The 12,327-nt window shown below is 37.0% G+C and carries 11 protein-coding genes and 1 pseudogene; 7 read left to right on the forward strand and 5 right to left on the reverse strand.

The window, feature by feature from the left end:
- The first annotated feature begins 71 nt into the window (after window positions 1–71).
- Entirely contained in the window at window positions 72–1,361 is a 1,290-nt protein-coding gene (locus tag ACFIKU_RS04170) for an MFS transporter (protein ID WP_375656773.1), read from the forward strand.
- On the opposite strand, the gene ACFIKU_RS04175 is transcribed toward ACFIKU_RS04170, so the two are convergent.
- The 3 genes from ACFIKU_RS04175 to ACFIKU_RS04185 are packed head-to-tail and all read right to left on the reverse strand — an operon-like array spanning window position 1,358 to window position 2,239.
- Window positions 1,358–1,621: a hypothetical protein gene (locus ACFIKU_RS04175; RefSeq protein WP_375641556.1), complete on the reverse strand. Its 264-nt coding sequence runs from the start codon at window positions 1,619–1,621 to the stop codon at window positions 1,358–1,360. The two genes, ACFIKU_RS04170 and ACFIKU_RS04175, sit on opposite strands and share 4 nt — an antisense overlap.
- The gene (locus ACFIKU_RS04180) at window positions 1,611–1,793 is read right to left on the reverse strand and encodes a hypothetical protein (protein ID WP_375656774.1); all 183 of its coding nucleotides are present in this window, start codon (window positions 1,791–1,793) and stop codon (window positions 1,611–1,613) included. The genes ACFIKU_RS04175 and ACFIKU_RS04180 overlap by 11 nt, the downstream gene beginning before the upstream one ends.
- Entirely contained in the window at window positions 1,793–2,239 is a 447-nt protein-coding gene (locus tag ACFIKU_RS04185) for a DNA polymerase III subunit chi (RefSeq protein ID WP_375641489.1), read from the reverse strand. The genes ACFIKU_RS04180 and ACFIKU_RS04185 overlap by 1 nt, the downstream gene beginning before the upstream one ends.
- Before the next feature lie 394 nt (window positions 2,240–2,633).
- Here ACFIKU_RS04185 and lptF point away from each other — a divergent pair, with 394 nt between their 5' ends.
- The 6 genes from lptF to rsmA all read left to right on the forward strand — a co-directional run bounded on the left by lptF (window position 2,634) and on the right by rsmA (window position 10,173).
- On the forward strand, window positions 2,634–3,824 hold the full coding sequence (gene lptF / locus ACFIKU_RS04190) for an LPS export ABC transporter permease LptF (protein ID WP_375641490.1): 1,191 nt from the start codon (window positions 2,634–2,636) through the stop codon (window positions 3,822–3,824).
- Window positions 3,821–4,912: an LPS export ABC transporter permease LptG gene (gene lptG, locus ACFIKU_RS04195; RefSeq protein WP_375641491.1), complete on the forward strand. Its 1,092-nt coding sequence runs from the start codon at window positions 3,821–3,823 to the stop codon at window positions 4,910–4,912. Before lptF ends, lptG begins: the two co-directional genes overlap by 4 nt.
- Entirely contained in the window at window positions 4,913–7,273 is a 2,361-nt protein-coding gene (locus ACFIKU_RS04200) for an LPS-assembly protein LptD (protein ID WP_375656775.1), read from the forward strand.
- Between the two features lie 109 nt (window positions 7,274–7,382).
- Window positions 7,383–8,339 (forward strand): SurA N-terminal domain-containing protein, encoded by a 957-nt coding sequence (locus tag ACFIKU_RS04205; RefSeq protein WP_375656776.1) that lies wholly within the window; start codon window positions 7,383–7,385, stop codon window positions 8,337–8,339.
- Window positions 8,339–9,352, forward strand: coding sequence for a 4-hydroxythreonine-4-phosphate dehydrogenase PdxA (pdxA, locus tag ACFIKU_RS04210; protein WP_375656777.1), 1,014 nt, complete (start codon window positions 8,339–8,341; stop codon window positions 9,350–9,352). Before ACFIKU_RS04205 ends, pdxA begins: the two co-directional genes overlap by 1 nt.
- Window positions 9,343–10,173, forward strand: a complete 831-nt coding sequence (gene rsmA, locus ACFIKU_RS04215; RefSeq protein ID WP_375641495.1) for a 16S rRNA (adenine(1518)-N(6)/adenine(1519)-N(6))-dimethyltransferase RsmA — start codon at window positions 9,343–9,345, stop codon at window positions 10,171–10,173. Before pdxA ends, rsmA begins: the two co-directional genes overlap by 10 nt.
- A 30-nt stretch (window positions 10,174–10,203) precedes the next feature.
- On the opposite strand, the gene gmk is transcribed toward rsmA, so the two are convergent.
- Together gmk and mltG are read right to left on the reverse strand one after the other, a co-directional pair.
- Window positions 10,204–10,881 carry a guanylate kinase gene (gene gmk / locus ACFIKU_RS04220; RefSeq protein WP_375641496.1) on the reverse strand — a complete coding sequence of 226 codons (678 nt, stop codon included), beginning with the start codon at window positions 10,879–10,881 and terminating at the stop codon, window positions 10,204–10,206.
- Window positions 10,882–11,182: 301 nt separating this feature from the next.
- A pseudogene (gene mltG / locus ACFIKU_RS04225) lies at window positions 11,183–12,295 on the reverse strand (endolytic transglycosylase MltG).
- Window positions 12,296–12,327 lie beyond the last annotated feature (32 nt).

Here is a 12,327-nt window from a genome sequence, read left to right on the forward strand (position 1 = left end):
TGAAATTTCTATAGTTATAGTCAGTTAACTCGTCATTTGATTTGTCATATACTGAAAGGGACATTCTATTCATGTCTATAAACTCAGAAATGAAAGCTACAAGCAACAGAAACTCCCCTCGTCGGATCTTATTTGCAAGCCTTATTGGCCCAACAATTGAATTCTTTGATTTCTATGTCTTTGGCACTGCCGCAGCTCTTATATTTCCTCATGTGTTTTTTCCAACACAAAATGATCAGACTGCCATTTTACAATCTTTCCTAATATTTGGAGCAGCCTTTTTTGCCCGCCCTTTTGGATCAGTTGTTTTTGGGCATTTTGGAGATAAAATTGGAAGAAAAGCGACACTTATCGCTTCTCTTCTCACAATGGGTCTCTCAACAGTCATTATTGGTTTTCTTCCCACTTATGAAATAGCTGGGTGGTTTGCCCCTTTCCTCTTAACCTTGTGCCGTATTGGACAGGGAATTGGATTAGGAGGAGAATGGGGAGGAGCTGTTCTGCTCGCAACAGAAAATGCCCCTCCAGAAAAGCGCGGCTGGTATGCGATGTTCCCCCAATTAGGCGTTTCAATAGGTTTGTTTTTATCTATTGCTGTTTATTTAGGTCTGTTGCATTTCCTTGATCGTGCAGAACTTTTAGCCTGGGGATGGCGTATTCCTTTTATTGCTTCAGTTGTTTTTATGATTATAGGATTATGGGTCCGTCTTTCAATCAATGAAACTGTTCAATTCAAAAAAACTCTTGAAAGCAAAGAGCATGTCAAAGTTCCTATCATAGATGTCTTTTTAAAATGTCCACGAATCCTATTTCTTGGAATCTTTTCTGGTATGGCAACTTTTGTTTTGTTTTACTTGGTTACTACATATTTATTAAGCTATTCAACAAACCATTTGCAATTGCCATTTCATCAAGCTCTTCAAATCGAAATTGTCGGTGCTATTTTTTGTGGGATTTTTACTGTCATCACTGGAAGACTCGCTGACCGTATTAGACGTAGAACTTTGATGATTTTGATTACAATCATCACCGGTATTTATTCTTTCGCAATTCCTTATTTCTTAGATTCTGGAGTTATAGGGGTCCTTGCAATGTCTGTTATTGGTTTGTCTCTCATGGGAATGATATACAGTCCTCTTGGTGCTGTTTTGGCTTCACCATACCCAACAGCAATTCGATATACCGGTTCTTCTATCACTTTCAATTTATCTGCTATCATAGGAGCATCTCTCGCTCCTTATATTGCAGAATATCTGGTGCAACATTTCGATACATCTTATATCGGTTATTATTTGCTTCTTGCTTCTTTTATTTCACTGATTTGCTTCGTCGGATTTACAGATGATGAAATATCCAACTAAAATATAATAACGAAAAGTAAAATAAGGACTGGCGGCAAAAATGCTGCCAGTTTCGTTTTTAAAGACAGGGGTTGCGGTATTTTCCACCACAATATTCCCGCGAACAAGGCACTCAAAAAGAAAAATAAAAAATCTGCAATATTACTCATATAAGCAACAGCAAACATTTCTGATAAGATATGCGTTGTCCCCAACCACGAAACGCAAAAGAAGGCCAACATCACAGCCCATAAAACAAGCAAAATTCGATCAATAATCATCATCATTATGGCGTTTCGTTTTTTTAATTATAGGCCATATCTTTAGCATGCCTAAAAGAAAAATCACAATAAAAACCCAACGCCCTCCCCCTGAGCCTTCCGTAATAAAAAGTGCTGGATTTACTATTCCCAGCAATCCTATAAAAATCAGAACAACAGAGATGAGACGCATTAAACCTGTTTTTCCCAACGACGATCTTCAGTCTGTTGCCAATACGTTAAATTATGATTTTCCATTTTATATTTTTTCCACTGTGTACGAACGAGATTCAACTGCTCTTCACTGCTACCATCAAATATCACGACAAGCCGTTGATAAGCATCAATATCCGAACAAACAGCTCCCTCTATGAGAAAACGAACCTTTGAATCATTCGGATTTTCTTGTCCTGTTGTCAGAAATACAGGCTGAAAGTTTGAATATTGATCACACTCAGTTCCGTGTCCAATAAATGATTCATCCGCATAAACCCATAAATGCATATCCATAGAATCGCGTTGTTCTTCACTTACACATTGTATTGTTACCTTACAAAAACGAGCCAATGCACGCTCTACAAGCGTCGGCAAAATATCTTTTAGCGTTGACTGCGTCAAATGATAGAATAAAATATCCAACCTCTTAAGCCTTCATCATTCTTTATAAAAAAGCTAACATCTTTTTAGAAAAACTTCTATATCCCTAATACAAAGGAAACGGTTCAAGATATAAACCCTCTTTTTTGATTAAGATGCATCACCTTTTTGCACGTGTCCTTTAAAAGACAAAAGTTTTTATTTTCAACGTTAATAAAAAAAATTAAGTTATTTTCTAGATTCTTTGTAGACTATAGTTGAAAATAAAATATAATGTGCGGAAAATTTAAAGAGGACCTCATAGGCAATTTTATATTATTTATTTGGTAAAATATCCAATTCATGAAAGGATATTTTTTCAAACTTTATTACATTTTAACCGAAAGCAGTAAAAATATTTGCTATCGAATTAAAAACTGAGGATTTTCCCCAATTTATGCGTATTATTGAGTTCTACATCCTGAAACGTGTCCTTGTTTTGTTTAGTTCTGTCATGATTGCTGCAGTGGGCGTTAGTTGGACTATACAAATTCTTGCACGGATAAACTTTCTCACAACAAGTAAACAAACACTCCTTACAGTCTTACAATTTTCACTCTCATTGGTTCCTTCTGTTATTTTTCTTGTCATTCCATTTGCATTAGTGATCGCAGTTACAACCATCCTCTCAGCAATGCATCAAGACTCAGAACTTGCTGTCATAAATGCCTCTGGTTTTCCTAAAAGTACTGTTTGGAAACCTATCCTTCTTCTTGCTATTGTTGCATCCTGTATCTCCTTTTCTATAGCTAATTTTGTTGTTCCTCAAGCGCGTCTTCATATGCGACAAATGCTAGCAAGCGCTCATTTTGATCTTATTAATCTATTCATTAGTGAAGGAAGCTTTCAAAAACTCGCCAATAACCTTTACATAGAAATTGGCGAACGAAATCCAAATGGAACACTTGAACGCCTTTTCATTGCCGACCAGCGTGATCCTAAGACTGATCTTTTTTATTATGCAACAGACGCATCCATTGTGAGCAATAAAAACGGCAGTTTTCTGGTTCTCAATAACGGTGAAATAGAAAGAGTCAACCATCAAAATAACAGTGTTTCAATCGTGCAATTTAGCTCATATACTTTTAGCCTAGGAGAGTTTATCCCCAGTGATAAAACACCTACTCTTTATCCAAAAGATCGGTCTCTTTCTTATTTACAAAACCCTGACCCAAAAGATCCCTACTATCAACGAAAACCACTCCAATATAAAGCTGAATTTCACCGCAGATTAACACAATGGCTCTACCCTATTGTTTTTTCACTTATTGCATTAGCAGCGGCAGGGGATGTACGCTCCCATCGACAAGCGCGTCATTCCGCAAATCTCTCGGCAATTGCCCTTTCTTTTCTGGTGTATTGGATGGGATATTTTTTCGCAGAAAAATCAAAGAACGATCTTGCATACGTTCCTCTCCTTTATATTATGCCCATAGGAACAAGTGCATTTGTCTTTTTTATGCTTTTAACGAATCATAAAATTGGGCTTCCCACAAAAGTTAATGAGATACTTCAAATCGCTTTTCAAAAAATAATGAACAAATTTGAACATCGAAAATCTCAAGATTCCTCGGATGAAATATCATGATTGGGTGGACACTTGGACGATATTTTTTTATACGTTATCTTAAAATAACTTGTTATTTCTGGGGAAGCATTTTTGTTCTTGCTCTTTTAATCGATTTCACAGAGAATTCCGGTAGGCTATCTTCCCTTCCGCATTATACAGCAAAAGATGCATTTTTCCTCTCTGTTTTACGCATCCCTTTTATCATGCAACAACTTATCCCTTTCATTGCACTCTTTTCTGCAATGGCAACGCTTATCTCGCTCAACAAAAAACTTGAACTTGTGGTGACTCGTTCAATCGGTGTTTCTGCATGGCAATTTCTTATGCCAGCTTGTTTTGGTGCTTTTCTTTTGGGATTATTTTCAATTCTTCTCATTAATCCACTTGCTGCATGGGGATTTTCTCAAGCAGAAAAAAAGATGACTGAATGGCGCAATAACAATGTACTAACACCTCTTCACAATACAAGTATTCACTGGTTAACACAGCGTACAAATTTAGGCAGAACAACCATTGGTGCCAAATCTATCACCGATCAAGGGCTTTCTCTTCTCGATGCAACCTTTGTACAATACAATGACAACGCAACCGTCAAAAATTGGATTAACGTCCCAAAAGCAACCTTGACTAATGGATTTTGGCTATTAACAAATGGAACAATCTATAAAATAGGGCATCCTCCTGAAAAGTTTACCGTGTTGCAAATAAAAACCAATCTAAAACCTGAATTTTTAACGGAACGTTTAGTGAATCCCGCAACCATTCCATTTTACCAATTGCCAAAAAAAATTATGATTGCACGTTCATTTGGCTATTCTGCTAATAATTTTGATATGTATTTCCAATCTTTGATTGCATTACCAGCATTGCTTGTAGCAATGACCCTCATTGCAGCAACTGTATCTTTAAATTTTACACGTTTTGGGCAATCTAGAATGTTGATTCTTGGTGGCGTAATAGCTGGGTTTATGCTTTATGTTATTTCCGTACTTGTTCAAGCTTTTGGTAATGCTGGATATATTCCACCAATTATTGCAGCTTGGACACCCGTTGTTATTGCGTTATTCTTAGGAATCTCTTTTTTACTTCATAAAGAGGATGGCTAAGTGAAAGCATTAACACTTAAAAAAACTATTTTAACAAAATTAGGTGCTCTCGCTTTTAAAAGTGCTATGGGGGTTATTTTAGGAGGTGCTTTGTCCTATTGTGCGCACGCTCAAAGCCTTCTATCTCCTTCTCAAAGTCGCCTTCAAAATCCGGAATCTCCTCTTTTGCTCTCTGCGGATGAACTCATCTACAATCGTGATGAAAACACTGTTTCTGCACACGGTAATGTCCAAATCGAATATGATGGCAATAAAGTTGTCGCTCAAAAAATTATTTACAATCAAAAAACAGGGCGGCTTATAGCACAAGGGAACGTTGAAATTACTCAAAAGGATGGTAATAAAATTTATTCCAACCAAATTGATATGACCAAAGATCTGGGCGAGGGTTTTGTAAATGCCTTACGTATTGATACAGCCAACAACGTTCACTTTTCAGCCCAAAATGCTACACGCAAACACAATCACATAACAGTCTTTGAAAATGCAACCTATACAGCCTGTGAACCTTGCTCTTATAAACCAGATCGAGACGTCCTATGGAAAATTAAAGCAAGAAAGATCATATGGAATAATAGCGTCAAAAAAATTCGGTTTGAAAATAGCAGTTTTGAAGTTTTTGGTGTACCAATTATAAAATTTCCAAATTTTGAGATCTATGATCCAACTGTCAGGCGTGCTAGCGGTTTGCTTACTCCTCACTTTTTTTATACTGATTATCTCGGTATGGGGATAAAGAATTCTTATTTTTGGAATCTCGCCCCTCATTATGATTTTACCCTTTCTTCTACCATTTATACCCAACAAGGGCTTTTAACCGAAGGGGAATGGCGTCAACGTTTTAAAATGGGGAGTTATAATATTCGCTTTGCTCATATATATCAAATGAAACCGCATAGATTCGATAACGACACGATTGATGCTCAACATAAAAACCGTTATATGCTGGCGACAAAGGGGGATTTTCGTATTAATTCACACTGGACTTATGGATGGGATATTCTTGCTCAATCAGATCGGCATTTTAGTCGTGCCTATAAACTTGAAAACTATAACAATCCTACACAACTTTCTCAGATCTATCTGAATGGTCTTGCAGGAAAAAATTATTTTGATATGCGTTTTTATCATTTTAAAGTTCAAGATTCAATATTGAATGATCCTCATTATGAACGTCACTCTCGGCAAGCATGGGTCCTACCACGCATCGATTATTTTTTCACACCAGATGAACCCATTTATAATGGAGAGCTTACCTTCCATAGTAATATGCAATCAATTTATCGTCGTCATGCTGACTTCAATTCACCCGACCAGAACGGAAACCCTCTCAACACAGTAAGACTTTCTGGTATGGCTGGAAATAGTTTGCGTTTAACAAACGAGCTTCAGTGGAAAAAGCGCATCAACACGCACAACGGACTCATCTTAACCCCCCTTCTCTCTCTACGAGCTGATATCATTACAACCAATGCAAACAAAAATCATACAGCTTCTATAGAAAACAATGCCTTATCCGCAATTCATGGTTCAAAAATTCGTGGCATGGCAACAGCAGGGTTGGAACTACGCTATCCCTTCCTCATTACAGCTGATCATTCTACACATATTATAGAACCAACCGCACAAATTTTTATACGCAATAATGAACAATATATTGGACAAATTCCTAATGAAGATGCTCAAAGCTTTGTCTTTGATGCAACCACTCTCTTTCAACGAGACAAATTTTCTGGTTATGATCGTGTAGAAGGTGGTACAAGAGCCAATATAGGTCTAAGATATTCTGGAAGCTTTAATGACAATTGGTCTCTTTATGGTCTTGTTGGACAATCCTTTCATCTAGCAGGAAAGAATTCTTTTGCAGAAAAGGACTTTCTCAATGTCGGTATTCATTCTAGCTTAGAGGCAAAACGTTCAGACTATGTTGCAATGTTTGGTACAACCCATAAAAGTGGTTTTTCCTTAGAAACGCGTGGACGCTTTGACAAAAAAACAGGAAAAATCCGCCGTAGTGAAATCGAAGCATCACAAAAATGGCAAAATTTTTGGGCGTCTCTACAATATGCCTATATCGCAAAGCAACCAGATTATGAATATTCTCAAGAGCGCCAAGAAATTTCTTTTCAAACAGGACTTAAATTGGCAGATTATTGGTCCATTAATAGCAACGCCGGTTATGATTTAGTATCTGGTACATTTATAAAGCGAGGAATTAGCTTGAGTTATCTGGATGAATGTTTCGGGTTAACATTCGGTTATCAACAGGTAACGAATCCAGGCAGAAAAACACCCTTGCAAAACTTTAATTTCTCTCTTTCATTGCGTACGATTGCAGATATCGGAAAAAAGATAGATTAATTTATAAAGGGAATGTATCAGTCATTTAACTTATCATTGTTTTTATGAAAGAAAGCGTGTATTTTAAGTTGTTGATGAGAATTAATAAACAATGCGAAAGCCTATTTACATGAATAAATTGAAAAAGCGTTTTCTTGCTTTATTTTATATTGCGTCTTTGAACGTAAGCAGCCTGCTAATAAATGGATTTTTGATTCCGACAGTCTTTGCGCAGACTTCTATTGTTGTTACAGTTAATGGCAACCCCATCACAAATTATGATATACAAAGACGCCTTGCTTTTCTTAGATTACAACAAAAGCAAGGCAATTTGGTGGCACAGGCTAAAAAAGAGCTTGTTGACGAAAAGCTAAAAAATATTGAAATAAAACGTCGTAATATTGAAGTAAGCAATGATGAAGTTGATAGAGCTTTTGAGAATTTTGCGACACAAAATAATATGACGATTGATCAGCTCAACCAGATTCTGATCCAAACTGAGATCACTGTGCAACACTTTAAAGATTACATCCGTGGACAAATAGGATGGGGGCGTCTTGTTAGCGCACGCTATCAAGCTGAAACCGGTATGATTAGCGAACAAGAAGCTGTACGCAGAATATTAAAAAATGGTGGTGTAAAACCTTCAACCAACGAATATACATTACAGCGAATTGTTTTTGTCATTCCTGCACATCGTCGTTCAGAGATCTTTGAAAGACGTCAAAGAGAAGCAAGTAATTTTCGCGCACATTTCCGTGGATGTGCCAATGCTCACAATCAAGCAAGAGGTATTTTAGACGTTACTATCCGCCACTTAGGAAAGTTTTTGGAGCCACAACTTCCTAATGCATGGGAACAAGCTATTCTTGAAACGCCTGCTGGAAAAATGACAAAATTACAAGAAACATCTGATGGAATTGAAGCAATTGCTGTCTGCAAAATAAAAAGAGTTTCTGATGATTATGTCGCTCGACTGATATTTTCTCTTCAAGATAGTAAAAAAAGAAGCCCGCAAAAACTTGAAGAATTAAGCAACAAATATTTAGGAGAGCTGCGGCGAGTGGCGCGCATTCAAAATTCATAATGGCTGCTCTTATTGTTAGCGGTGGTGATCCTGCCGGAATTGGTCCTGAAATAGTACTAAAAGCGTGGAATTTGCGTGTTACGCGCCAAATTCCACCTTTTGTACTTCTTGCTGATCCCGATGTTATTCGTTCACGCGCTCGTTTTTTACAGATTGATGTTGAGGTGCAATCTGTTCTAATCGATAATCCCGCAAAAAATTTTCAAAACGCTCTTCCTATCATACCGTTAAAAAACAAACAAAGTGATCAATTAGGTATACCTTCATCGAATAATGCAGCTGGAATCATTGAAGCAATTCAACGCTGTGTTCAATTGATTCAAAATGGCCATGCATGTGCACTTATCACTTGTCCTATTGCAAAAAAGAATCTTTATGATGCCGGTTTTCAATTTCCAGGTCATACAGAATTTTTAGCCGATTTAGCCCATAAAGCTTTTCATAAATATTATCATCCAGTTATGATGTTAGCAGGTCCTCGATTAAAAACAGTACCAATAACTGTTCATATTCCATTTAAAAATGTTCCTTCACAGCTTACCCGTGATTTGATTATTCAAACGGTACTTATTACTGAATGTGACTTAAAAACACGGTTTAAAATAACGTCACCCCGACTAGCTGTTGCTGGTCTTAATCCTCATGCTGGAGAAGGAGGTGCAATGGGAAAAGAAGATATTGAAGTTATCACTCCTGCCATTGAATTTCTTAAAAAGAAAGGACTCAAGATTGCAGGCCCGCTGCCTGCCGACACAATGTTCCATGAATGCGCAAGAAAGGCATATGACGTTGCCATTTGTATGTATCATGATCAAGCCCTTATCCCTGTTAAAACATTAGACTTTGATAGCACTGTTAATGTCACGTTAGGTCTACCTTTTATTCGCACGTCTCCAGATCACGGAACTGCTTTTGACATTGCTGATAAAGGGATAGCCTCTCCCGAAAGCTTTATTGCTGCTCTTAAACTTGCAAATCAACTTGCCGAAAATAGTTTAATACCATGCCAATAGATAATCTCCCTCCTCTGCGTGAAGTCATTGATATATATGGATTACAAGCGCATAAATCTTTGGGGCAGAATTTTCTTTTTGATCTTAATTTAACATCTAAAATTGCTCATCATGCAGGCAATATAGAAGGAAAACCTGTTCTTGAAATTGGTCCAGGTCCTGGAGGTCTCACACGTGCCTTGCTAGCAAAGGGTGCCATTGTAACAGCAATAGAACGCGATGAGCGCTGCATACCAGCTCTCTTAGAAATAGAAAAGCACTATCCTAAAAAATTAAAAATTATTTGTAATGATGCACTGAAGCAAGACTTCACAAAACTCTTTGAAATAAGCCCAGAAAAACCTCGCATTATTGCAAATCTTCCCTATAATATTGGGACACAACTCTTATTAAATTGGCTTTTGACTGAACCATGGCCTCCTTTTTATGAATCAATGACATTGATGTTTCAACGTGAAGTTGCCAAACGGATTACAGCTGAACCTCAATCTACTCATTATGGACGTCTTAGTGTTTTAACTGGCTGGCGTACCACTGCTAAAATTGCTTTTGACGTGCCCCCTCAAGCCTTCATACCAATACCTAAAGTAACTTCTTCCGTTGTTCATATTATTCCACGAACACAACCTCTTGCCTGCTCAGCACAAAAGCTAAGCCTCGTCACAAAAACCGCCTTTGGACAAAGACGAAAAATGCTTCGTCAAAATCTCAAAACACTTGGAGGTGAAGTATTGTTAGAAAAAGCTGGAATTGATGGAACGCGCCGTGCTGAAACGCTCTCGGTTTCCGAATTTGTAACTTTAGCGCATCTCGTGCTCTAAAAAATTGCACTTTTTGTTATGCAATCTTTTTTAATCAAGACATTTATCGATCTTTTCAGCAATAAGCCCATCAACAAAAGAACCAAGATAAGAACAGCGCTCGCGTTTTGCGGTTTCAGCCAAATAAATTGATTTAATAAAAGATAAAGACTGATCTAAATCTTCATTAATCACAACATAATCATAAGAACGCCAATGCTTTAACTCCGTTCGTGCATTTTCCAATCGTAAATTGATGATATCTTGACTATCTTCTGCTCGACGATGTAAACGCGAAACAAGCTCTTTCATTGATGGTGGAAGGATAAAAACAGATACAGTGTCCCCTAGCATCTTTTTTTGCAACTGTTCGGTACCTTGATAATCAATATCAAATAACATATCACGGCCAGTACTTAGTGCGTTTTCAACAGTTTCACGTAAAGTGCCATAATAATTTCCGTGAACTTCTGCCCATTCAATAAATTCATCTCTATTACGCTTATATTCAAACTCTTCCTTTGAAATAAAGTGATAATGCAGTCCATCTACTTCACTAGGACGCCTTTTCCTTGTGGTCATACTTACGGAAAGCTCTAATTGTCCATCTTTTAGAAGTAATCGAGAAATTGTTGATTTACCAGCACCTGAAGGTGAAGAGAGAATAAATAAAAAACCGCGGCGCTGATTTATTTTTATAGCACTCAATTTACTTTCAAAGACTGTCATTACATCACTCTACTTTGTTCATAAATGTTTCTCCAAAATTTGAATTATACATTATCTCAATCTTTCCCCTAATCAATGTGTTTTCTTAGCAATTCTCGATGTTATTCTGCTCTTTTTTGAGATAAGTTATTGAGCAGTATATTCACTGCTTTTTTAAATATTTTTATCCATATGCTAATCTCACTTATGACAGACAAGAAAATGATTTTTTATCATTCTCATAAAAAGTTTAAATAGAAAAATTTTACTATATTTTGGATTCTCATTTACGATGCAAAAAAAATGTGTTATCATTATAAATTCAATGTTTTGCCTTTAATTCTCGCCACTTGCGAACATTCATATTATGTTCCTCTAAAGTTCGAGAAAAAACATGCCCTCCTGAACCATCAGCAACAAAATAAAGTGCATCACTGCTTGGTGGATGTGCCACCGCTTTCAAAGAATCTCGACCTGGATTTGCAATAGCTGTTGGGGGCAACCCATTAATTTTATAAGTATTATATGGTGTTTCCTTCTCAAGATCTGAACGATAAATCGCACGACCGGATGGTTTTCCTTTTCCTCCAAAGAGACCATAAATTACTGTTGGATCCGATTGAAGACGCATATGCTTTGTAAGGCGGTTATAAAATACCGCAGCAACCATTGGTCTTTCTGCTGCAATGCCTGTTTCTTTCTCAACAATTGAGGCTAATATAACGAATTCATCAATTGATTTAATAGGTAAATCAGGGGAACGCGTAGCCCATATAGCATGAATTAATTTTGTCTGTCCTTCACGCAATCTGTTTACAATCTCTTTACGCGTTGTCCCCCGAATAAAACGAACAGTATCCGTCATTAAACAGCCTTCTGGAGGCAAAATGTTTGGAAGGTCTCCAATCAAAATTTCATTCGCAGCTAATCGATCAAAAACTTGCTGAACCGTTAAACCTTCAGGTACTGTAAATGTATACTCAATAGATTTTCCTTTCACAAGAATATCCATAATATCCTGCATCGAAGCATGAGCCGGAATTAAATATTCACCAGCCTTCAGATGCGTTGTTTTTTGGTGATAACCAACCCCATAAACAAAAATATCTGATGATCGAATGAAACCACGTTTTTCTAGCAATGAAGCAATTTCACGAATTCCGGTACCAGGATGGATAAGAACAATTTGTTCTTCCTCAATTTTTCCCTTTTCTTCAAAAATACTCTTTCCAATATAAAGAGGAATACTTATGGCGAAAAGAATAATCACAATCAGCATAAGAAAAAAATGACCGAGAATAACCAACGGATTACGGACGATAGATGATTTCTTTCGTTTTTTATGTATTAACATGTCATAACTATCTGCTCAATGGTTTGAAGAGGAATCACTTACGTCCTTTAATAATTTTCCATATTGGACATAACTCCTCAATAGCGATTAAGGACAATATTATAATTTCTCAT

Origin of the sequence: Bartonella sp. CM120XJJH (genome assembly GCF_042194715.1) — a bacterium.
Taxonomy (GTDB): domain Bacteria; phylum Pseudomonadota; class Alphaproteobacteria; order Rhizobiales; family Rhizobiaceae; genus Bartonella.